Source organism: Streptomyces sp. NPDC049597, from assembly GCF_040675505.1.
Lineage (GTDB): Bacteria > Actinomycetota > Actinomycetes > Streptomycetales > Streptomycetaceae > Streptomyces.
Map to the genome: position 1 here is coordinate 62139 of NZ_JBFAOY010000023.1, position 21039 is coordinate 83177.

Annotated in this window: 23 protein-coding genes; 20 read left to right on the top strand and 3 right to left on the bottom strand. The window is 70.2% G+C overall.

The annotated features are described in order from the left end of the window. Positions 1-9 precede the first annotated feature (9 nt). The 7 genes from AB0K02_RS24225 (at position 10) to AB0K02_RS24255 (ending at position 6315) form a co-directional block, all read left to right on the top strand. Positions 10-582 (top strand): ATP/GTP-binding protein, encoded by a 573-nt coding sequence (locus AB0K02_RS24225; RefSeq protein ID WP_365994609.1) that lies wholly within the window; start codon positions 10-12, stop codon positions 580-582. Next, on the top strand, positions 579-1106 hold the full coding sequence (locus AB0K02_RS24230) for a GAF domain-containing protein (RefSeq protein WP_365994610.1): 528 nt from the start codon (positions 579-581) through the stop codon (positions 1104-1106). The genes AB0K02_RS24225 and AB0K02_RS24230 overlap by 4 nt, the downstream gene beginning before the upstream one ends. 56 nt (positions 1107-1162) lie before the next feature. Then, positions 1163-2374 (top strand): acyl-CoA dehydrogenase family protein, encoded by a 1212-nt coding sequence (locus AB0K02_RS24235; protein WP_365994611.1) that lies wholly within the window; start codon positions 1163-1165, stop codon positions 2372-2374. A 60-nt stretch (positions 2375-2434) separates the two neighbouring features. Then, positions 2435-4339, top strand: a complete 1905-nt coding sequence (locus AB0K02_RS24240) for a glycoside hydrolase family 15 protein (RefSeq protein ID WP_365994612.1) — start codon at positions 2435-2437, stop codon at positions 4337-4339. Positions 4340-4383: 44 nt separating this feature from the next. Further along, positions 4384-4890, top strand: a complete 507-nt coding sequence (locus AB0K02_RS24245) for a helix-turn-helix transcriptional regulator (RefSeq protein ID WP_365994664.1) — start codon at positions 4384-4386, stop codon at positions 4888-4890. Positions 4891-5203: 313 nt separating this feature from the next. After that, the gene (locus AB0K02_RS24250; RefSeq protein ID WP_365994613.1) at positions 5204-5686 is read left to right on the top strand and encodes a LuxR C-terminal-related transcriptional regulator; all 483 of its coding nucleotides are present in this window, start codon (positions 5204-5206) and stop codon (positions 5684-5686) included. Then, positions 5686-6315 (top strand): hypothetical protein, encoded by a 630-nt coding sequence (locus tag AB0K02_RS24255; RefSeq protein ID WP_365994614.1) that lies wholly within the window; start codon positions 5686-5688, stop codon positions 6313-6315. The genes AB0K02_RS24250 and AB0K02_RS24255 overlap by 1 nt, the downstream gene beginning before the upstream one ends. Positions 6316-6500: 185 nt before the next feature. On the opposite strand, the gene AB0K02_RS24260 is transcribed toward AB0K02_RS24255, so the two are convergent. Then, complete coding sequence (locus tag AB0K02_RS24260; protein WP_365994615.1) at positions 6501-7910, bottom strand: Twin-arginine translocation pathway signal; 1410 nt, start codon at positions 7908-7910, stop codon at positions 6501-6503. Between the two features lie 266 nt (positions 7911-8176). Between AB0K02_RS24260 and AB0K02_RS24265 the strand changes: the two genes are divergently transcribed. The 13 genes from AB0K02_RS24265 (at position 8177) to AB0K02_RS24325 (ending at position 18523) form a co-directional block, all read left to right on the top strand. Further along, a complete protein-coding gene (locus AB0K02_RS24265; RefSeq protein ID WP_365994616.1) occupies positions 8177-8587 on the top strand; it encodes a 6-carboxytetrahydropterin synthase in 411 nt (136 codons plus the stop codon). Continuing rightward, positions 8584-9330, top strand: coding sequence for a 7-carboxy-7-deazaguanine synthase QueE (locus tag AB0K02_RS24270; protein ID WP_365994617.1), 747 nt, complete (start codon positions 8584-8586; stop codon positions 9328-9330). Before AB0K02_RS24265 ends, AB0K02_RS24270 begins: the two co-directional genes overlap by 4 nt. Positions 9331-9379: 49 nt before the next feature. After that, positions 9380-10018 carry a GTP cyclohydrolase I FolE gene (folE, locus tag AB0K02_RS24275; RefSeq protein WP_365994618.1) on the top strand — a complete coding sequence of 213 codons (639 nt, stop codon included), beginning with the start codon at positions 9380-9382 and terminating at the stop codon, positions 10016-10018. A gap of 38 nt (positions 10019-10056) precedes the next feature. Then, positions 10057-10587 (top strand): phosphoribosyltransferase family protein, encoded by a 531-nt coding sequence (locus AB0K02_RS24280; protein WP_365994619.1) that lies wholly within the window; start codon positions 10057-10059, stop codon positions 10585-10587. A 73-nt stretch (positions 10588-10660) separates the two neighbouring features. Further along, positions 10661-11383: a thymidylate kinase gene (locus tag AB0K02_RS24285; protein ID WP_365994620.1), complete on the top strand. Its 723-nt coding sequence runs from the start codon at positions 10661-10663 to the stop codon at positions 11381-11383. Beyond that, positions 11373-12407 carry a radical SAM protein gene (locus tag AB0K02_RS24290; protein ID WP_365994621.1) on the top strand — a complete coding sequence of 345 codons (1035 nt, stop codon included), beginning with the start codon at positions 11373-11375 and terminating at the stop codon, positions 12405-12407. The genes AB0K02_RS24285 and AB0K02_RS24290 overlap by 11 nt, the downstream gene beginning before the upstream one ends. Further along, the gene (locus AB0K02_RS24295) at positions 12404-13516 is read left to right on the top strand and encodes a DegT/DnrJ/EryC1/StrS family aminotransferase (RefSeq protein WP_365994623.1); all 1113 of its coding nucleotides are present in this window, start codon (positions 12404-12406) and stop codon (positions 13514-13516) included. The genes AB0K02_RS24290 and AB0K02_RS24295 overlap by 4 nt, the downstream gene beginning before the upstream one ends. Before the next feature lie 80 nt (positions 13517-13596). Continuing rightward, complete coding sequence (locus AB0K02_RS24300) at positions 13597-14367, top strand: thymidylate kinase (protein ID WP_365994624.1); 771 nt, start codon at positions 13597-13599, stop codon at positions 14365-14367. Further along, positions 14364-15140 carry an HAD family phosphatase gene (locus tag AB0K02_RS24305; RefSeq protein ID WP_365994625.1) on the top strand — a complete coding sequence of 259 codons (777 nt, stop codon included), beginning with the start codon at positions 14364-14366 and terminating at the stop codon, positions 15138-15140. The genes AB0K02_RS24300 and AB0K02_RS24305 overlap by 4 nt, the downstream gene beginning before the upstream one ends. 31 nt (positions 15141-15171) lie before the next feature. Further along, positions 15172-16140 carry a phosphoribosylaminoimidazolesuccinocarboxamide synthase gene (locus tag AB0K02_RS24310; RefSeq protein ID WP_365994626.1) on the top strand — a complete coding sequence of 323 codons (969 nt, stop codon included), beginning with the start codon at positions 15172-15174 and terminating at the stop codon, positions 16138-16140. Between the two features lie 91 nt (positions 16141-16231). Then, complete coding sequence (locus AB0K02_RS24315) at positions 16232-16894, top strand: 3'-5' exonuclease (RefSeq protein WP_365994627.1); 663 nt, start codon at positions 16232-16234, stop codon at positions 16892-16894. Positions 16895-16949: 55 nt separating this feature from the next. Then, the gene (locus AB0K02_RS24320) at positions 16950-17594 is read left to right on the top strand and encodes a disulfide bond formation protein DsbA (protein ID WP_365994628.1); all 645 of its coding nucleotides are present in this window, start codon (positions 16950-16952) and stop codon (positions 17592-17594) included. Between the two features lie 92 nt (positions 17595-17686). Further along, positions 17687-18523, top strand: a complete 837-nt coding sequence (locus tag AB0K02_RS24325) for a class I SAM-dependent methyltransferase (protein ID WP_365994629.1) — start codon at positions 17687-17689, stop codon at positions 18521-18523. Positions 18524-18610: 87 nt separating this feature from the next. Here AB0K02_RS24325 and AB0K02_RS24330 read toward each other — a convergent pair whose 3' ends face one another. Together AB0K02_RS24330 and AB0K02_RS24335 are read right to left on the bottom strand one after the other, a co-directional pair. After that, positions 18611-19171, bottom strand: a complete 561-nt coding sequence (locus tag AB0K02_RS24330; protein ID WP_365994630.1) for an NUDIX domain-containing protein — start codon at positions 19169-19171, stop codon at positions 18611-18613. A 354-nt stretch (positions 19172-19525) separates the two neighbouring features. Then, positions 19526-20848, bottom strand: a complete 1323-nt coding sequence (locus tag AB0K02_RS24335; protein ID WP_365994631.1) for a hypothetical protein — start codon at positions 20846-20848, stop codon at positions 19526-19528. Positions 20849-21039: the final 191 nt, after the last annotated feature.

The window sequence follows — 21039 nt, forward strand, 5'->3', positions numbered from 1 at the left end:
GCGGCCCCCATGGCGGAGCTGAAAATCGTGGTGGCCGGCGGCTTCGGCGTCGGCAAGACCACGATGGTCGCCACGCTCAGCGAAATACCGCCGTTGACGACCGAGGAAGTCCTCACCGACGCCGGCCGGGGCATCGACGACCTCACCGGAGTGGCGAACAAGACCACCACCACCGTGGCGATGGACTTCGGCCGGATCACGTTCGCCGACCTGCCCCTCCCCATGATCCTCTTCCTGTTCGGCACCCCGGGACAGGAGCGCTTCTGGTTCGCCTGGCCCGACCTCTCGTACGGAGCAGTCGGGGCTGTCGTCCTCGCCGACACCCGGCGCCTGGAGGACTCCTTCGCCGCGGTCAGCTACTTCGAGCAGTTGGAGACGCCGTTCGTCGTCGCCGTCAACGAGTTCGACGGCGCCTACCGCTACACGCCCGACGAGGTACGTCAGGCCCTCGAGCTCGACCCCGGCGTCCCCGTGCTCACCTGCGATGTCCGCCAGCGCGCATCCGCCATGACCGTTCTGATCCGACTCGTCGAACACAGCCTTCGGCGCCGCCGTCATCTCACCTCCGGAGCCCTCGCATGACCTTCTCCGCTGACCTCCCACGCTCCGACGCCCCGCAGACGGAACGGGATGCCCTACTGCGTGCCCTCGGCCTGGCCGGCCCCCAACCGGAGCTCGACGCGTTCGCCACGCGACTGGCCCAAGAGGCCGACGTCCCCTACGCCATGGTCAACATCTTCGGAGCCGAGCAGCAGTTCTTCGGCCTGCACACGCCCGGTGAGGAGAGCGAACTGCCGACCGTCGGCCGCAGCATGCCCCTCGACCACGGCTTCTGCCCCGAAGTCGTCGACCGCAAGATGGCCCTGGTCCTGCCCGACGTGTTCGCCTCGCCGCGGTTCGCGGGCAACACGGTCGTCGACCTCATCGGGATCCGCACGTACGCCGGTGCTCCCCTTCTCCACGGTGACACGGTGCTCGGCACCGTGTGCTTCGTGGGCCCTGTGCAACGGGACCTGAGTACCGGCCGTAGCTCCCTGGCTCTCATCAAACAGCGACGCGACGACGTCATGAACTTCCTTTACCAGCGTGCAGGCATCCAGCCGTAGCCCACCTTCGCACCGCCGTACGCCATGAGCGACCAACAGGGAGGGGAGCCCCCACAGTGTCCGACGCCTATCTCGACGAGCGACACCACCAACTCCGGTCAAAGGTCCGCGCGTTCGCGGAGTCCAAGGTCGCGCCGCGTGTGGCGGACATGGAGCGCACCGGAGGGATCGAGACCGAGCTCGCGTCGGCCATCGCCCGGCAGGGGTGGATCGGCGTCACCGTCGACAAGGCCTACGGCGGCATGGGGGCCGGTCACCTCGCCAAGACGCTCATCATCGAGGAGCTGTCCCGGATCAGCGGTGCGATGGGCGCCGTGGTCCAGGCGTCCCAGCTCGGTGTCGCGAAGATCATCCATTTCGGCAATGAGCGGCAGAAGCGCATGTGGCTACCCCGGGTCGCCGATGGCTCGTGCCTTCCCACCATCGCCGTCACCGAGCCCGAAGCCGGCAGCCATGTGCTGGGCATGCAGATGACCGCACGCCGCGAGGGGCGCCACTACGTCCTCAACGGCCGCAAGATCTACGTCGGCAACTCTCACATCGGCCACCTCCACGGAGTCGTCGCCCGCACCGGCTGCGGCTCCACGGGGCTCACCGCCTTCCTCGTGGAAGCGGACCGCCCCGGCCTCGTCCTGCCGGCACCGGGCAGAACCCTCGGGCTCCACGGATTCAGCTTCGGCGAGCTGCACTTCGACGACTGTCGAATACCGGTCGGCAATCGCCTCGGCCGGGAGGGAGACGGCCGGGACGTCGCCTACTCCTCCAGCGTGCTGTACGGGCGCCCGAACCTCACAGCGGTGGCGCTCGGCATCCACCAGGCGATCCTCGACGAGACCATCCGGTTCACCACCGAGCGCCACCGCTACGGCAAGCCCCTGCACGACCTTCCCACCATCAGGCTCAAGATCGGGCAAATGCAGTCACGGCTGATGACCGCGCGCCTGGCTGCCTACCACGCCGCGCATCTGCTGGACATGGGTCAGCCGTGCGACGCCGAGCTGATGAACGCCAAGTTCATCAACGTCGAATGGGCCATCGACTCCGCCCGCGCGGCCATGGAGATCCACGCGGCAGCCGGCCTGTTCACCGACCGCCCCATCGAGCGCTACGTACGCGACGCCTTCCACATCTTTGCCCCGGCCGGCACCTCCGACATCCAGCTGCTTCGCCTCGGCGAAGTCGCCCTCGGCCTGGACAAGGGCCAGTGGTCGGCCCGTGTGACCGCGACGACGAACCCCGACGACACCCTGGCGACCGCCGGGGTCTGACGGCCCCGGCGGGCCGCCGCCACCACACAACCCGCAGCCGCACCGTTGAAGGACACGACCGTGACCGTGATCGAGGACTACGCCCTGGTGGGCGACATGCAGACGTCCTGCCTCATCAGCTTGGACGGAAGCGCCGACTGGATGTGCTTGCCCGACTTCGAGGCGCCCGCGGTTTTCGCCGCGCTCCTCGGCACCGACGAGCACGGCTCCTGGCAGATCCGCCCGAAGGGAGAGGCCACATCCACTCACCGCTATCTGCCCGGCACCCTCGTCCTGGAGACGACCTGGCGCCGCGCGGAGGGAACCGTCCGTGTGCTGGACTTCATGCCGCCCCACTCCGCCGGCTCTCCCGGCAGCCCCCAGCTGATCAGGATCGTCCAAGGCGTTGCCGGCACAGTCCGCATGGTCTCCCGGGCCCGCATACGGTTCTCCTACGGGCAGGTCGCCCCCCGCCGCGAGCGCATCCCCCAGGCCTTCGGCTCCACCAGGCACCGCGCGGTGGCCGGCGCCGATGCGGTCTGGCTGGACAGCTCTGTCCCCATGGCCGATCAGGACGGCCACACTCGGGCCGACTTCACGGTTCAGGAAGGCGAGCAGGTGGCCTTCGCGCTCACCTGGCAGCCCTCGCACCTCGGCCCGCCGCCCTACCCCGACCCCGACCAGGCACTCACGGACACCACCCGCTTCTGGACGGACTGGTCCGCCCGCAGCACCTACGCCGGTCCCTACAGCGAAGCGGTGTCTCGCTCCCTGATCACGCTGAAGGCCCTCACCTACGCGCCGACCGGTGCCATCGTCGCCGCACCCACCACCTCGCTGCCCGAGGACATCGGCGGCTCCCGCAACTGGGACTACCGCTACACCTGGCTTCGTGACGCCGCGATCACCCTCGCCGTGCTCGTGCGCACCGGATACCTCGACGAGGCCAGGGCCTGGCGCGAATGGCTCCTGCGTGCCGTGGCCGGCGACCCCAGCCAGCTGCAGATCATGTACGGCATCACCGGACGCCGCGATCTCCCCGAGACGGTGCTCGTCCACCTGCCCGGCTACGAGAACTCCCGCCCCGTCCGCGTCGGCAACGGTGCAGCCCGCCAGCTCCAGCTCGACGTCTACGGCGAAGTCATCGAAACCCTGCACCTCGGCCACCTCGCCGGCCTCGACCACCACGACGACGCCTACCAGCTGCAGATCGAGCTCATCCAGTACCTCGAGCACGCCTGGCAGGAAATGGACGAGGGCATCTGGGAAGTCCGCGGCGAACGGCGCCACTTCGTGCACTCCAAGGTGATGGCATGGGTAGCCGTCGATCGCATGATCAAGCTCGTCGAGTCCGGCGACGCCACCGGCCCCGTCGAACGCTGGCGTCACCTGCGCCAGGCCATCCACGACGATGTGTGCACCAACGGGTACGACGCCGAGCGCAACACCTTCACCCAGTCCTACGGCTCCAAGGAACTCGACGCCGCCCTGCTACTCCTCCCCCAAGTCGGTTTCCTCCTCCCGAGCGACAAGCGTGTCATCGGCACCGTCGAGGCCATCCAGCGCGAGCTGTCCACGCCTGAAGGCTTCATCAGCCGCTACCCGACCGCCGGACACGACACCGGGGTCGACGGCCTTCCGGGGGACGAGGGCACCTTCCTGGCCTGCTCGTTCTGGATGGTCGAGGCCCTGGCAATGATCGGCCGAGAAGAGGAGGCGCGCTGCCTGTTCGACAAGCTCCTAGCCCTGCGCAACGCGGTCGGCCTCCTCGCCGAGGAATACGACAGCGATGCACACAGGCAGGTCGGCAACTTCCCACAGGCCTTCAGCCACTTCGCCCTGATCCAAGCGGCACTCAGACTCGACTCCGTCGCCGCCACCGACGGCCCCCGGGACGACGTCCTTGCTTCTCCTCCACAACCACAGCGGTCGTTCGTCACGAATGACCTCGAGGCGCTGCCGGTCTCACCCGGCCGATCCGCCTAACCCCAACCTCAGCAAGCCCGTCATCGCAGCCCCGAAGGAACATGATGTCCGCCAGACCGCCCTCTGCCTCGACTTTCGTCCGACTGACGCCCACCCAAGTCCTGGTCATGGAACACATCGCCGCTGGAGCCACCAACAGCGAGGCGGCAGCCGCACTGGGGCTGAAGCAGGGAACGCTCGAGGGGCACCTTCGGCAGATCGGCAACAAGACCGGCGTCTCAAGCCGCCCTGCGCGGGTCCATGCCGCCTTGAACACCGGTCAGGCGAAGCCACCGTCGGCCCCCCAGGAGCGGCCCGACTTCTCCCCCGACGAATTGCTCCTGCTGTACGCGGTCGCCATGCGCTCCTCCAGGGAGGAGATCGCCACAGCAGCCGGCGGACTGCCACAAAGCACAGTGCACCCCCGCATCAGGAACTTGGTGAAGAAGGCCGGAGCGAAGGATGCCGCCCACCTGATCGGCCTGGCCCACGCCTGGGAGCTCCTCGGCTCGGGCCCCGATCGCACCACGCACGCGGACTCGGCCTCAACGGGGTCTGGCGGACGGCGATGAAGGGGCGGACTCACGCGCACCTATACGGGCAGGCGGAGCCCACTGCTCCAGAGGCCGTGAAGAGCACCACCGGAACGTCGGCCTACCAGATGCGTCCGATGGTCACCGCTGAGGATTGTGCCGCTGTCTACCAACTGGTCGAGGAGCGCAACCAATGGCGAATGCCCAGTTGATCACCGGGCCCGGCATGGGCGAGGCAGCGCCCGGAGTGCCCAAGGAAGCTCTCGCGCCGGGGGAAGGCCCCGGCCGCCCTCGGCGCAACCCGATCCGCGTCCCCGCAACCACATCCCACCACCGTCGACCAGGACTTCAGATGACCACCGCCCCAACCAGACCGGCAATCCTCACCCCGGAACAGCGTCGCGTTGCCGCACAACTCGTCTACGGCATGCCGAACGTGGCGATCGCCCGCAAGGTCTCCCTGTCCGTGGACGGGGTGGCCAGCCACCTCAGCTCGGCGCGTAGGAGGCTGGGCTGCCCGGGCTCCTCACGCGCCGTCCTCGTGCACGCCCTGCTCACAGCACGGGAAGTTCCCCCGCCGGCCAGCCTCACGCCAGCCCCCGACCTCACCGAAATCGAGCGGAAGACCATCTGTGCGATCGCAGAGCACACCCGCAACGCGGACATCGGCAACGTAATCGGTGTGTCGCCCGATGATGTGCGGGCCGAGATCGACGCTGTCATCGTCAAGGCCGCCGCTGACAGCGCGGCCCACCTGATAGGCCTGGCTCACACCTGGGGCATCCTCGGCGACACGACATCCCGCTCCGCTTCATCCACGGCAGGACCGGTCTGATGGGCGCCGCGGGCACCATCGGCGGGCTGACGGTCAGTAGGTACAACCAGCGGTCGGCGTACGAGATGCTGCCGATTAGCACCGGCGCCTCCCGAGCCGAAGCCTTGGCCCTCGCGCAAGAGGCTGCGCTCCGTCTCGCGGAGCAGCACATCGACCACCCCACCAGTCAACTGGTCGGCCTCATCCGGTCGCAGGCTGACATGCTCGGCCTGTACGAGGACGGAGCCCTCGTCGGCTGCATTGTCGTGCCCCCGGAGCCTGAAATGCGGCACTGGGGTGCTGAGGGCCGGGCCCCCGGGCTCCTCGTGTCCCTGGTACCGCCGGTCCCGGGTGAGAACACCCTGGGAGGACGGCTGCTGACCCTGTGGCTCGCCGACCGGGCGGCACGAAGCGGCCTGGAGTGGGTCTGGTGGGAGATCCCGGCCCCCGCAGACGCCACCAGCGAAGCGAGCACATCGCTGACGGACACTCTGCAGGACCTCGGGTGGGAGTACCTGCCACCCGTCCGCCGCGCTGACGGTGAGCGCGTAGCACGACTGAGGCTGCGCGCCGAGGCCCGAAATGCGCCCGCCGTGGCGATCTCCGCCCCCGACACGGCACTGCGCATGCTGGCGGTGAGCGGACGATGAAGCTCCGTGTGTCCGCCGAGATCCCCGCGGCCCTCGCTCTACCGGCCGCAGATGGTCGGACGGCACCTGAAGAGGTTCGGCAGCTTCAACGCCGTGTACGCGGGGTGCGTCCGCCGGCGGCTGAAGGCGGCATAGTGAGCGGCGAAGCCGTGGTCTGTGTACGCCCCCTCGGCTGCACCAGGCGGCTACGCGGCTGTCCCGTCGGCGCGGATCGGGGCCGGGAGCGTGCGCAGACGCTCGGCGAGCTCAGTGGCCGAGGAGATCGTCGAGCCGTCGAGCAGACGTCCGAGGCGGGCCAGGCGGTTGCGGGCGGTCGCGCGGAGCCTGTGTGGAGGGATGAGGTCGAGCACACCCAGCGCGCGGGTGGCCGCCTGGTCCGGTGTGTCCCGGGCTTCGGCGAGCGCGAGGACGAGCGTGGCCGCGACCCACGCTGGCGTTTCGGCGGGCGCGGCCGCGATCGACTCGTGGGCGACGTCGGCAGCGCGGTCGCGGCGCTCGAGGGTCAAGTAGGCCTCGGCGACGTGAAGACGGTGCTCGGCGCGGTCGTATCCGAAGCGCCCTGGCAACTCGGCCGCAGCGCGCATGATCTCGTCACTCTCGCTGACCACGTCGTCGGCTTCCGAGGCCCGCTGCAGGGCGGCGAGCGCAGGAAGCAGCGCCCAGCCCAGGAGCTGCGCCCGGCGCAGACCCTCGGGAGCATGCTGGAGACCGTACTCGGCATGGCGGCGGGCGTGGTCCCAGTCCCGGCGAGCGGTGGCGACCATGGCCAGGGCCCCACTGGCCCAGGCAGTCAGCGCTGGCTCGTGGGTGGATTCGCCAAGAGCGCCCGCCAGGGTGAGGTGGGTCCGGGCCCCGGCGCGATCGTCCAGGTGATAGGCGAGGTTGCCGAGGAGGGCCGACAGCCAGCCGACCTGCCGACGAAGACCATGCGCAGTTTCGCGGTCAGCCGCTGCCGTCGCGGTGGAGAGCAGGTTGCGGGTCCCGCGGACTTCTTCGAGCAGGACAGCCGGCGGGTGTTTGCTGTAGTTGAGGGCGTAGTGCTCCACGGCCGCCTCGGCCAGGGCAACGAGCGCCGGGGAGCCGCCCGGGGCGTCCAGCACAGCCCACTGAACGGATTCGCGGATGGCGGGCAGCCCGCTGGCGGTCGTCATGGGTTCCTTCCGGCCGATGTTCAACTCTTCTGGCTGATGCTGACCGTAGTGGAGTGGCGGCGGAGTCGCGCACGTGCTGCACCACAGGCAGCGTGTTGCCAGGCCGAGTTGGTCGGGGCGGGCCCCGTACGCCCGGGAGATCATCAGCCGGTACTCGTCCCCGGGATCCGCCTGGCCGTGCTCATAGCGGCAGAGCAGGGCCTGGGTCAGGTTCGGCGGGAGCAGGCCGTCGGCCCGGTAGACGGCAGCCACCTCCCGGATCGCCTGGGGCCGCGACCACCCCAGAGCCAGACGCCACGCCTCCAAGGCCGTCAGCTCCGGCAGCGCCGATCGAAGGTTCGTGACGATCCGCTCCTGAGCGTGCCCTTCGCGCTGGCACTGAGCACGGATCCGGGATGCCTCCCGCTGGATCTCCGCACGACGCTTTCGGGAAACCCCGCCCACTGCCCGCCCCTCCGCAGCTCCGCCACATCCTTGAGCCGTCCAGTTCGTCAGGAGACCCCGGACGGACATTGCGCAGACCCGTCAATGTTCCTACAGAAGCCCGGCAATGACGACCACTCAGGTCTGGGCGCATCGTGGGAGGCAGTCCTCGCACGATGCCGATGCCGGTGTGTACGGCGCGCTGGGGCTCGGGCCCGCTTGTCGACCCATGTGCGGATCCCTCCGGCGGCTGGAGCCGCCCCTTCTCAAACTCGCGAAGGATGATCATGACCCTCGGTTCCGTTCCACTCCCGCCCGGTGCCTTCACCATCGGCAAGACGTTCACCTTCGAAGCCGGCCACCGGCTTCCCGGACTGCCGCCCGAGCACAAGTGCTCCCGCCAGCATGGTCACAGCTACGAGGTGGAGGTCATCCTGACCGCTCCCACCCTGGAGGAGCCGGGCTTCGTCACGGACTTCGGCGCCCTCGCCCCGTTCAAGGTATTCCTGCACACCGAGCTGGACCATCGCAACCTGCACGAGATCCTCCCCTTCGAGCCGACCTCGGAGCGCCTGGCCCAGTTCCTCGCCGGCTGGTTCATCCAGAACCTCGAATCGAAGATATCCGGCCGCCTGATCGCCGTCCTCGTCCGCGAGACGACAAGCAGCTGGGCCCGCTTCGATGTGGAGAACCGATGACCACCGCCGGGCCGATCGACGTCGGCTTGGCGGCCACCGATGCCGGGTTACGGCTGATCGTCGCGGAATGCTTCGGGGTCGAGGTTCCGACCTTCCAGGGGGAGGGCCCGAGCTGCGGGCATCCCGCTCTGTTCATCCGCCTGTCCCGGTGCAACCTCACGTGCACCAAGTGCGACACGAAGTACACCTGGGACAGGAGCCAGTTCGACCTGCGTAAGGAGTCGACCAAGCGGACGGTGGCGGACCTCGTGGCCTGGGCCACGTCGTCGCCAGTGAAACTGGTCGTGATCACCGGCGGGGAACCCCTGCTCCAGCAGACGCGCCTGGTGCCGCTCGTCCGGCAGCTGCTGGCCGCCGGGAAGCGGGTGGAGTTCGAGACGAACGGCACCCTCGCGCCCGTCCCCGAGCTTGTGGCCGACGGGGTCCGCTTCAACGTCTCACCCAAGATCGCCAGCTTCGGCGTGGACGAGGCCAAGAGCATCGTGACCGCCGCACTCGAGGCGTTCGTGGCCTCCGGGCGGGCGGCATTCAAGTTCGTCGCGTCCTCGGTGGCCGACCTCGACCGCATCGCCGAGCTGGCCGACGCCCACCAACTGGCACCGGTGTGGGTGATGCCCGAGGGCACCACCGCAGACGCGATCACCGAAGCGACCCGAGTCCTCGCGGACGCAGTCGCGGCGCGGCACTGGCACTTCACCACCCGACTGCACGTGCTCGCCTTCGCGGACGCACGAGGCCGCTGATTCCTTCCTACCATCCCGTTCCCTAGCCCCCCGAAAGCGAGAGAAGTCCATGACGACCTCGGTCGCCGGCCCCGACGCTGATCGGAGCACAGCCTTCCTTCTGCCCGGTCGGCCCACCGCGGCCATCGACATCGCCCGCGTCACCGACCTGATCGCCCAACTCCTGGTCGAGCTGGGTGAGGACCCCGCCCGCGAAGGGCTGATCGGCACCCCGGACCGCGTCGCGGCCTGGTGGAGCGCCTTTCTGTCCCCGGACGACTCCGCGATGGCCACCTGCTTCACCGAGTCCCAGCTGAGCGGGCAGCTGGTCATCGTGAGCGGCATGAGCGTGTGGTCGCTCTGCGAGCACCACTTGCTTCCCATGCAGTTGCAGGTCATCGCCGGATACGTACCAGACGGCGAGGTGGTGGGCCTGTCGAAGTTCGGGCGGACAGCCCAGCACTTCGCCGGCCGGCTCCAGGTCCAGGAGCGCTTCACCCGGCAGGTCGCCGAATACCTGGCCAGCGTGATCGGACGCGAGGACGTCGCCGTCGTCGTACGCGGGGTGCACCTGTGCATGAGCATGCGCGGCGTGCGGATGGAGGCCGCCCGCACCACCACGGTGCACACCGGAGGCCGGTTCGGCACCGACCCGGTGCTGAACCAGCAGTTCGTCAGCCTCGCCGCCGCCCAGTGGAACGCGGCCTGATCCCGACCGGCAAGCAGACCAGGAAGGAGGTGCAGCAGATGGCCACGTCCCCGATGCCGCCCGCGCCCAACGTTGACCGGCCCGCTCCCCTGTACCTGACGTGGGACGACATCAGCGCCGCTATACAGGCCCTCGCCGATCAGGTGACGTCCGGCGGGGTGCCGCAGGCCGTGGTGGGCATCGTGCGCGGCGGCATGGTCCCGGCCGTGTGGCTCGCTCACCGTCTCGGGATCCGCGACGTTCGGACCGTCGAGGTCACCCGCACCACGGGAGACGGCATCCACGCCGACAAGACCCCGCTGCCGACTGTCCGCAACCCCGCCTCGCTCGGCGACCTGACGGGCCTGGACGTGTTGCTCGTCGATGACATCGCCGGCAGCGGCACGACCCTCACCAAAACGGCCGACCTGCTCCGCGACCTGGGACCCGCCCGGGTACGCACCGCGGTCCTCTGCGTGAACCGGGCCAACTGGACGCAGGAGGCCGACCCCGACCGCGTCATCGACCACATCGCATCGCTGAACGACACCTGGATCGTTTTCCCCTGGGAGGGACAGCATGAGCGCTGAACTGAGCGAGCAGTACCGCCCCCGACCGGGCGCTCCGGTCGCCCGGGCTGGTGTTCGTGTGCCGGAGGCCTGCATGACCACCACCAGGGTTCCCAGGCCCCGGCGCGACAGGAAGGCGAACGGCGGGCCTCTGTGGGTGAGCGTGGAGGGCATCAACGGGGTCGGGAAGACCACCGCCGTGCGTGCGACGGCCACCGCGCTCGGCTCGCGGTGCCTGCGGCTGGACGAGCTGACCGACCAAGCCGCCGACACCCTGGCTGGCCAGGTGATCGCCACCCTCGCCGCAGGCGGGGACGTCTGCCTGCGCACCGGGCACCCGGTCGTGGAGACGCTCGCGCTGCTGGCGCTGAAGTTCCGGGAGTTCGAGCGCCTCACCCCCGAGCGGCTGGACGGCGTCGACGTGATCGTCGAGGACCGCGGCGTGGACAGCGTGGCCGTGTGTCAGGGGGCGATCCTCCACGACGAGCACCGAGCCACGCCCGCCCGGACGGTGGCTGAGCAAATCCTGGCCACCGCGCGTCGGTGGCGGTCGATGCCGGACGCCACCCTCCTGCTGACCGGCGACCGTGAGGTGTGCGTGGCCCGGTTCGCCGCCCGGATCGGGCGCACGCTGCCGCAGAGCGCCTTGGAGGTGATCGAGCAGACCGACCATCTGTACCGGGAGCTGGCCGCTGCCGACCCGGACCGGTTCACCGTGATCGACGTGACCGGCCACGGCCCGGAGGAGACCGGCAAGGCCGTCGAGGACGCCGTGCGCGCCCTTGTGGAGCAGCGGGAGGTCAGCCGTGCTGCGTGACATCACCGTGCTGTGGGCGCTGCGTTCGCCCTGCTCGTTCGGCTGCCCCCACTGCTACTTCGGGGAGCTGGCCGAGCACAAGGAGACGCTTCCCGAGGGTCCGGGCGTGCTGTCCCACATCCCTGTCCGCGACCTCGACCGCACCGTCATGGAGGAGTTCGCGCAGTCCTTGGCCGGCTCCCCGGTCGAACGGGTCGTCCTGGCCGGCGGCGAGCCGCTGGACTGGCTGCCCACCCTGAGCCTGATCAAGACGATCAAGGACGCAGGGTGCGAGGTCGTCGTCGCGACCAACGGCGTGCCGCTGACCCGGCCGGGCATCGCCCGGCGGCTCGTCGAGCTCGGCGTCGACGGGGTCTCGGTGTCCCTCGACAGCGCGGACGCCGCCGTCAACGACCGGCTGCGGCCATCCCGGTCCGGGCGGGTCGGCCACCACGAGGTCCTGGACGGCATCCGCACCCTGCTGAGCAAGCGGGGCTCCGGGCCGGGCCCGCGGGTCGGCATCTACACCGTGGTCATGCGCGACCGGCCCCAGGAGATCACCGACGTCGCCCAGCTCGCCTCCGACGTCGGCGTCGACTACTACGTCCCGCAGCCCATCTCCCTCCCGCCCGACCACAAGCTCTTCGCCGAGCGGTGCCACACTCCCGAGGACGTCCCCGCGGTCGAGGACCAACTGCTGCGCCTCCAGGCAGACCCCCGCGGGCTCGCCCTCCCCGACCCCGCCTACATGCGGCAGTTCCTCGCCTCGATCTCCACCCAGGACAGCGGCCGCGTCAAGGAGTGCTTCGGCGGGGCGCAGCTGTTCTTCATCCAGCCCGACGGCTCGCTGTGGGACTGCCCGTCCGACCGGCGGATCGCCGCCACCGCCTCCTCGGAGCAGCGCACGATCGTCGGCGCCGACGCGCGGACCCTGTTCGCCGACCGCCCGGCGTGCACGGACTGCTCCCACTTCTCCCGGGACTGCGTGAACATGGTCCCGCTCGTACTCGGCATGCCCCGCCTCCTCGCGCGGGAGGCAACGTGACCGGCCTGCCCGCGCTCCCCGAGACGGAGTGCCTCGGCGACAGCATGCCGGCCGCGCTGGCCGGCATGCCCGACCCCACCCGCGCCGAGTTCACCGGCCGGTTCGAGCACGACCTCACCCAGGTGTTCGCCCGGCGGCACGCAGTCGCGGTGTCCTCCGGAACGACGGCCCTGCACACCACGCTCTCCGCGATCGGTGTCGGGCCCGACGACGAGGTCCTGCTGCCGGCCCTCACCGTCATCATGACCGCCCAACCGATCGTCCAGCTCGGCGCTAAGCCGGTGTTCGTCGACAGCGACCCCGACACCCTCGACCTCAACTACGCCGACGCCGCCTCCAAGGTCACAGCCCGGACCAAGGCGATCGTCCCGGTGCACCTGTGGGGCAGGATGGGCAACCCGGCCAACCTCCGCGCGTTCGCCACGGAGCGAGGGCTCACCATCGTCGAGGACGCCGCCCAAGCCGCGGGAACCTCGCGCGCCGGCGTCCCGGCCGGCGCGGTCGGCGCAGCAGGGTGCTTCAGTACGAAGGACGGCAAGATCCTCTGGAGCAACGAGGGCGGCTTCGTCCTGACCGACAAAGCTGATCTCGCCGCCCACATCCGAGCCTTCCGCGGCCACTGGCTGACGCCCCCGCCCGGCAGCCGCCCCCAGGAACACCTCGGACTCCCTGGGCGTATGCCTGAGCTGATCGCGCTGCTCGCCCAGGCCAACCTGCAACGGTTCCCGGCCCTGCTGGAACGACGCCGCGCCCAGACCGCCTACCTGCTGCGCGCCCTGGCCGACGCCCGCGGACTCACGCCGCTCCAGCCAGCGACGGACGAGACGTGGAACCACTACTCCCCGCTCCTGCACGTCGACCTGCCCCATCCCCGGGCGTTCGCCGAGTACCTCGCCCAGCTCGGAGTGCCCAGTTCCACCGGCAGCTTCCGGCTGGTGCCGTGCGACACCCGGCCCATGTTCACGGGCGGCGATCGGGCACCGTGCCGCGGCGCCGCCGAGATCCTGGACCGCACCCTCGCCATCGTCCTGACCGAGCGCGACGACGAAGCGACCCTCGACCGCTACGCCGCCGCCATCACCCGGGAGGCCGCCGCATGGCACGCGTGACCGACACCCCGCAAGCCCGTACCCGCCGGAGAACTGCGTCCGGCGACCCGCCGTCCTCGTCCCCGAACGGATACCGAAGCATGACGATCACACCGGTACGCCCCGCGTGCAGCCGTGGCCCGCTGATCTCCGCCGAGGGCCTCAACGGAGTCGGTAAGACCTACCTCACCAACCGTGCTGTCGATGCCCTCGAGACCAAGCCGTTGATGCTGGACGAGTTCTCCCAGCGGGCCAACGGGCGCCCCGGTCTCGGGGAGGCCCTGCTGCGCGCGCTGCGCGAGGCCAGCGCCGGGGATCCGTTCCTGCGCGGCGGCACCCCGATGGCCGAGGCGCTGATCCTCATGGCCATCAAGCGGCACGACCTGGACACCGTCCTGCCCGACCTGGCCCGCGGGCAGACCGTCGTCGAAGGCCGCAGCGTGGACACCACAGCGGTGTGCCAGGCGCTGCTGCTGCACCCCGACGACCCGGACGCCGCCCTGAAGACGGCGACCGACCTGCTGGACCTCGCCTCCTCCTACCGGCCGCTTCCGGACCTCACGATCCTCGTCACCGACGACGCCTCGAAGGCCTTGGAGCGCGCCCAGCGACGCGACCGGTGCGTTTTCACCGGCGAGCAGGCGGACTTCATGCGCGCGGCGTGCACGCTCTTCGAACAGCTCGCCGCCACCGACCCAGCCCGCTACCGGGTCGTGGACCGGCGAAGCGTCGACGAGTACGAGGCGGCCGAACAGATCCGAGCGTGGATCCAGGGCTCCGGCGGCGCCCTGTCCTGCCTGATGGAGCCGTGGCAGAGCCCAGACACGACGTGCATGTGCTGCGGCCGACCCAACACTGCGGAGGCGGCATGAGCGCGGAAGCCCAGCCTCCCGCGTGCCCGGGCGGCCGCGCCGCGGGCACCTGCGTGCCCTCGATCGGCGAAGGCGCCCAGGCCCTGGTCCTCGACTTCGACGGCACCCTCGCCGACTCCCGGCGCGGGCACGAGGACGCGCTGCGCGCAGCCCTGCGGCCGTACGGCGTCGCTCTGGACCCCAACTGGTACGGCCTGCACATCGGCCTGTCCATCCACGACCTCCTGGCGGTGCTGCCCGGCGGCCGGGATCTGCCCCACGCCGAGATCATCCAGCACAGCCGCACCCATCTGCTGGCCACGGTGCACTCGATCACGCCGATCCCGTGCGTCGTTGAGCTCCTGCAGCAGGCACGCCGTGCCGGCCTTCCCTGCGCCGTGGCCTCGGGCGCCACCCGGCAGCTCGTCACCCCGGGACTCGACGCCCTGGGCCTGAAGGATGCGTTCGCGGCCGTCGTCGCGCGCGAGGACGTCACCCGCGGCAAGCCGGATCCGGAGCTGTTCCTCACCGCCGCCCGCCGCCTGGGCGTCGCGCCGAGGCGCTGCCTCGCGGTCGACGACGCCCCCGACGGCGCAGCCTCAGCCCGAGCAGCGGGCATGCAGGTGCTCACGGTGATCGACGGCCACCTGGCCCGCGCTGGCAACGCGACTGCGGAATACATCCCCTCGCCCGCCGCAGCGCGGATACCGCGCGGGAGCACACAGCCGAGCGGCGCCGGTCCGGCTTCCGCCAGGGGCACCGAGGTGCCCCGGCCCGCAGACCCCACCCGATGACGGCGCGAGGTCGTCGAACCCGAGGAGCACGATGCCCGTCCTGAACTCGACCAAGAACCTGTACGTCATCGAACCGCCGACCGCGCACCGGGAAGGCGTCGGCGTCTTCGAATACACCGACCACTACACCGTCTTCCACTACGGCCGGATGCCGGACGCGATCCCCGGCAAGGGCGAGGCAATCTGCCGCATGGCCGTCTTCAACTTCCGCCTCCTGGAAGAGGCCGGCGTACGGACGCACTTCCGCCGGTTCATCGCCCCGAACCGCATCGAGTTCACCCTCGCGCGCCTCCCGGACCCGGCCGCTGCCCGCCCCCTCACCCCGGCGCTCGGCAACTACCTTCTCCCCCTCCAGGTCCTCTTCCGCAACGAACTCCCGCCCGGTAGCTCCGTCCACCGGCGGCTCGCCGCCGGCGACCTGACCCCGGCAGACGTCGGACTCGACGCCGTCCCACCGGTCGGCGAGAAGCTGAAGCGGCCGCTCATCGAGTACGCGACGACCCGGGACGACGTCAACCGCTTCCTCACCCCCACCGAGGCCCAGTACCTCGCCGGACTGCACGACGAGCAGTTCCAGGCCCTGCGCGGGACCACCCTCAAGGTCAACACGGTGCTGACCAGGCACGCGGACAAGGTCGGGCTGAGCCACTGCGACGGCAAGGTGGAGTACCTGATGTCGAGCGATCAGGAGCTGGTACTCGCCGACAGCCCCGGCACACCGGACGAGAGCCGCCTGATGCTGGACGGCGTGCACTGCGGCAAGCAGATCCTGCGGGACTGGTACGTGGGATCCGGGAACGAGATCCCCACCAGCAAGCTGATCGCCGACGGCGTGCCCCGCAGCCAGTGGCCGCGGCCCGCCTCGCTCCCACACGAGTTCCTGCCGATCATGTCGGACCTGTACCGGTCCCTGAGCGAGACCTGGACGGGCGAGCAGCACTGGAATGCACCGGACCTGCCCGCCGCGACCCGGGCCGTCACCGACCGCACCAGCCAGTGACGGCACATCACGACAGCTGCTGCTCGGGCATGCTAGCCCCGGCGCGGACCGGGGCGAGCGGCGCGACGGAACCTACGAGAACGGTGAACATATGGGCGCCTTGACCGAGGACCCGGCCTTCCGGGCGACGACATTCGTGGTCATCGACTTCGAGACGACAACCCCCACCGGCTACCCGGCCCAGCCCATCGAGGTAGCAGCCCTCGCCCTGCGCTGCCCGGACGGCGTCTGGAGGGAGACCGGCCGCAGCACCTCCCTGATTCGGCCGCCCGCGTTCGCCCCGGTGACCCCGGCGGACACCGCCCAGACCGGCCTGACCGCCGAGCAGCTCCAGACGGCCCCCACCCCGGCCGAGGCCTTGGGGGCGCTGGACCGGAGGCTCACGGCCGGCACCCCGTACCTGCTGGTGGCCCAGCACGCGGCCACCGAAGCCGGCGTCATCCACCACCAGGCCGAGCACTGCCCCACGCTGGCCCGAACCGACTTCCTCGACACGATCCCCCTGGCCAAACGGCTCATCCCGAACCTGCCGAACTACAAACTCGACACGCTGCTGGCGCACTTCGGCATCCCGCAGCCGTCGGACCGGCACCGGGCCTCCGCCGACGTCGCGGTCACCGCGAAGGTCTTCCTCCAGCTCATCAGCGCCGCCGACGAAGACCCTCAGCTCGGCGTCCTTGCGGCCCTGGTGAAGGTGGCCGGTCGCACCGCCAAGCACAACCTGCCCGTCCAAAGCGGGCTGTTCGACATCTAGCCCACCCGCAGAACGACGCCGTGCAGGACCACTCGGAGATTGGACGGTACCCATCATGACGATCAAGGAAGAGACCGGCGACAACGAGATCCACGAGGTCCCCTTCTGGTTCGACCCTCTGTGCCCCTGGGCCTGGATCACCTCGCGCTGGCTCCTGGAGGTCGAGAAGGTCCGGCAGGTGCGCGCCGACTGGCGAATCATGTCGCTCGCCTACCTGAACCTCGACCAGCGAGGAGGCAAGGGCCTCAGCGAGGACTACCGGAAGCTGATGGAGACGGCCTGGGGGTCGGTGCGGGTCTGCGCCGCCGCCACCGAGCACGCCGGCCGCCTCGTGCTGGGCCCGCTGTACACCGCCATCGGCACCCGGCTGCACAACCAACGGCGCCGCGAGGACCCCACCGTGATCACTGAAGCTCTAGCGGAGGCGAAACTGCCGGCGTCGCTGGCCGCGGCGGCCACCAGCACGCAGTTCGACCAGCTCATCAAGGACTCGCACCACGAGGCGTTCGACGAGGTCGGAATCGACGTCGGGACCCCCGTCCTGCGGATCGCCGGTACGGCCCTGTTCGGCCCCGTGGTCTCCCCGGCGCCCCGCGGCGAAGCCGCCGGACGGCTCTGGGACGGCCTGCTCGCCGTGGCCGCAACGGACGGCTTCTTCGAACTCAAGCGGACCCGGGACCGAAAGCCCTCCTTCGACTGAGCCAGCATCCCCAGCTCGGGCCTGCGCACAGCACGGCCGAAGCCGCAGGTGGCCGACCGGCCCGGGACCAACGACGATTCAAGGACACCGCGTTGACACAAGACGCACTGACCGGCTGGGACGACGAAACCACCGCCGAGGCCTACGCCGCGTTCGCCCACACCTTCCCCATGTACAGCGCCTCCAGCCGCGACCTCGTCGCCCGCGCCCGCCTCACCGACAGCCACGTGATCGTTGACCTGTGCGGCGGCACCGGAGCAACCGCCGAAGCCATCCTCGCCCTGGCGCCGCCCAACGCCCAGGTCATCTCCCTCGACAACGCTCCGTCCATGCAGCGCATCGGCCGCCGCACCCTGAACGATCCACGCCTGTCCTGGGTCACCGCACCCGCCGAAGGCCTGGCCGAACACGCCCCCGCCCACGGCGTCGACGCGGTCGTGTGCAACTCGGCCATCTGGAAGACGGACGTTCCTGCCGTGTTCGCCGCGGTGCGCCGCGTTCTGCGGCCCGGCGGCCGGTTCGTGTTCAACGTCGGCGGCGGATTCGCCGGAGTCACCCACCCGGACGCACCGACCCTGCCCACCAGTCCCTCACTCGGCACCCTGATCGAGCGGATCGCCGCCCGCGACTACGGCACGCCCCCGGCGTCGGCGAACGGCGTCCCCCGGTTGCCGCTCACGGCCGTCACCAGCCACCTGACCGCTGCCGGGCTCACGCTGGTGGAAACGGACGTCACGGCCCAGCACGTCACCATGGCCGAACGGAGAGCCTGGCTGTCCATCCCGGTATTCGCCCGCCCGGACAGCGGTTTGTCCTACGAACAGCAGATGGCGATCCTGCAGGAGGCGTACGCCCAGACCTGCCCCGACGACGTCACTGTCACGAGCTGGCTCGTCGTCGTCGCTCAACTCGAGGAACCCCAGGCGTGATCGGAGATGTGGGACGGAGCCCACCGATCTTCCGCAGGTGCGCAACTCCGGTGCTGCGACCGGCACGAACCGCACGGCTCTGCGGGGTCAGCCCGCATGAGCCGGCCTGCTGACTGCCCGGGAAATGCGGTGGCCGACCAGCCGTTCGGCATCCGCGAGCGGATACCAGGCGGCACCGGTCACCTCCGCTGCCTGAATCCGGCCCACGTCCGCGTGGTCTGTCGTGAACGCGAACCCGATGTCGAGGTGGTAGTGATCCGGCTCCCCCTTCTCCGGGCGCGCCGGAACGCGCCCGTACTCGACATACGCGGGAACCGGATCAGCCAGGAACACGGCCCCGGAGTCGAGTCCGGTCTCTTCGGAGAGCTCGCGCACAGCAGCGTCGGTCAACGTGGTGTCCGTCGGCTCAAGATGGCCGCCGGGCTGCAGAGTGATCCCATAGGCCCGGTGCTCGATCAGCAAGATCTCGGAGCCGCCACGCACCAGCAGGGCACCAACCGTCACGTGCATCGGGAAGCTGCGCCGAGAGGCGAAGTTCTCACCGCTGGCGAGCATCTGCACCGGCTGAGACAGCAACTCGACCTCATCCGGGTGGCGCCCCAGGTAGGCGGCCAGGGCGTCCGAGATGGCGGCATCACTGATCGCCACGAGCCACCTCCGCTCCGGTCCAGGAGCGAAGCTCCCGGCCACCGACCGCTCGGATACGGGCAGCGAGCACGTGCACAGTCAACTCCAGCGAAGGTCTGGGCGTACGAGGAGGTTCGCACTCTACAAGTCGGGCGCGAGTCAGTGCGGGCCAACGCACCTATCCCGGACGCGCGATCACCATCCTCGGCGATTCGGCCAACCGCCCACGTTCGCAGACTTGTTGCGCGGGCTGGGTGCATGCATCCTCCACGCGCCGCTATCGGCTCTACCTCGGGAATTCAGTCTGGCCGTTAACACCCACACTCCGCCTCAACGGACTCCGGCACGATGCCCTGGGGGCAGAGGCCCCCGCGCTCAATCGGCTGCCGGCGCCCCCAGCCACTCCAGCCGCGGGGCCAGCAACTCGGCTGCCCTGCGCCCGTGTTCCCCGCTCAGAGCCAGCGAACCGGGCAGCCACGCGCGGTCGCCCCACCGGAAACCGGGCTCGCCCGCGGCGGCCAGCTCCTCCGGAGTGAAGGGTCGCGCCAGCGGCAGGGCGGAGCGACCCAGCGGGTCGGAGTCGTAGGGGTAGGCGCCCCAGGCAGCGGCCTCGGCGTGGGTGGGGCGGGTCCAGAACCCCCGGAGCACGGACGAGAGGACCGGGCGGATGTCCTCGTTCGCCGCCTCGGTCTCCAGGGCCTCGGTGAAGGCCCGGACCGTGGCCCGGTAGACGTCGAAGCCCCATTTCGTCACCGCCGTGTTGCTGTCCTTCAGCTCCGCGGTGAGCGTCCCGTCCGCGGCCTCCCGGTAGCCCGACACGATGCTGTGGTCGGACATGCAGAAGGTCTCGATGATGTACGGGCAGTCCGGCACGCGCCACTGGACGCCCGGCTCGCCCGCGGTGTTGTACATGTAGGGGCTGACATGCTCCGGGGCCACGCCCCCCGCCTTGCGCCGCTCGTGCCCCCAGAAGTAGGCGTGGGGGAGGGGAAGTCCCGCACTGTCGAGCACCGAGTGCAGGGCCGCGACCATACGGCCCGTCCAGCCCGCGTCCACCAGCCCGGTGGTGGCGGAGGCCATGCCTTCCTGGCGCGCGTAGGCCAGCACCAGATCGCGCATCCGTCCGATGCGCGGGGCGATGGCGCGGGCGACCTCGGGCAGGGCGACGAAGCGGCGCAGCGCGGCGTTCTGGGCGGGTGAGTCCGCCCGATCGGCGGGGTTGGAGGAGGCGCCGACACGGGCGAGGAGCGGGGGCGCGATGCCGGGATCGAGGCCCAGCCGGGCGCACACGTCGGCCGCGTTGGAGCGGATGAAGCTGTTGAAGAGCCAGTCGGCCTCGTCCAGGCGGTACGGATCGGAGGCGGAGAGGCTCCAGGTGCGGCGGCTGCTGTAGACGTAGCGCAGTTCGATGTCCGTACCCAGCCGGGGTGCCAGTGTGCGGGCGATCTCGTGGAGCACCTGGGCGTCCCGGGAGAGGAAGCAGAGCCGGTCGAGGTCACGCTCGCGCGCCTCCTCGAGCAGCCACAGCACATAGCCGGTGAGCACGGGCGCCGCGACGCCGGCCGCCACGTCGCGGATGGCCGTCTCGTGCTCGTCGGCGACCGGTACGGCTTCCCGGGCCGCGCGGGAGGCTCGGCCCATGGCGGCGGCCAGCCCACCGCCGTTCGCCAGTGCCACCTCGTAACGTGTGTCCTTCACTGCGGTTCCCTTCAGTGACCCCGTACTTCCGTGCCCGTCACCAAGCGGCCAGCCACAGGGCCACCTCCGCATCGTCGCGCGCGCCCGTGGCTGAGACCGAGCTGATTCGCAGCGTGCGCGATGCAGGACGGCCGGGCCGGCACCGAACTCGGCATCCTGGACTGATCGGAGCCGGCCGGGATCCGCCGGGA

Bases quoted from the DNA above. Each gene is read 5' to 3' on its own strand.
- AB0K02_RS24225 (WP_365994609.1), top strand. From the start codon at position 10: ATGGCGGAGCTGAAAATCGTGGTGGCCGGCGGCTTCGGCGTCGGCAAG.
- AB0K02_RS24230 (WP_365994610.1), top strand. From the start codon at position 579: ATGACCTTCTCCGCTGACCTCCCACGCTCCGACGCCCCGCAGACGGAA.
- AB0K02_RS24245 (WP_365994664.1), top strand. From the start codon at position 4,384: ATGTCCGCCAGACCGCCCTCTGCCTCGACTTTCGTCCGACTGACGCCC.
- AB0K02_RS24250 (WP_365994613.1), top strand. From the start codon at position 5,204: ATGACCACCGCCCCAACCAGACCGGCAATCCTCACCCCGGAACAGCGT.
- AB0K02_RS24255 (WP_365994614.1), top strand. From the start codon at position 5,686: ATGGGCGCCGCGGGCACCATCGGCGGGCTGACGGTCAGTAGGTACAAC.
- AB0K02_RS24265 (WP_365994616.1), top strand. From the start codon at position 8,177: ATGACCCTCGGTTCCGTTCCACTCCCGCCCGGTGCCTTCACCATCGGC.
- AB0K02_RS24270 (WP_365994617.1), top strand. From the start codon at position 8,584: ATGACCACCGCCGGGCCGATCGACGTCGGCTTGGCGGCCACCGATGCC.
- folE (WP_365994618.1), top strand. From the start codon at position 9,380: ATGACGACCTCGGTCGCCGGCCCCGACGCTGATCGGAGCACAGCCTTC.
- AB0K02_RS24280 (WP_365994619.1), top strand. From the start codon at position 10,057: ATGGCCACGTCCCCGATGCCGCCCGCGCCCAACGTTGACCGGCCCGCT.
- AB0K02_RS24285 (WP_365994620.1), top strand. From the start codon at position 10,661: ATGACCACCACCAGGGTTCCCAGGCCCCGGCGCGACAGGAAGGCGAAC.
- AB0K02_RS24300 (WP_365994624.1), top strand. From the start codon at position 13,597: ATGACGATCACACCGGTACGCCCCGCGTGCAGCCGTGGCCCGCTGATC.
- AB0K02_RS24305 (WP_365994625.1), top strand. From the start codon at position 14,364: ATGAGCGCGGAAGCCCAGCCTCCCGCGTGCCCGGGCGGCCGCGCCGCG.
- AB0K02_RS24310 (WP_365994626.1), top strand. From the start codon at position 15,172: ATGCCCGTCCTGAACTCGACCAAGAACCTGTACGTCATCGAACCGCCG.
- AB0K02_RS24315 (WP_365994627.1), top strand. From the start codon at position 16,232: ATGGGCGCCTTGACCGAGGACCCGGCCTTCCGGGCGACGACATTCGTG.
- AB0K02_RS24320 (WP_365994628.1), top strand. From the start codon at position 16,950: ATGACGATCAAGGAAGAGACCGGCGACAACGAGATCCACGAGGTCCCC.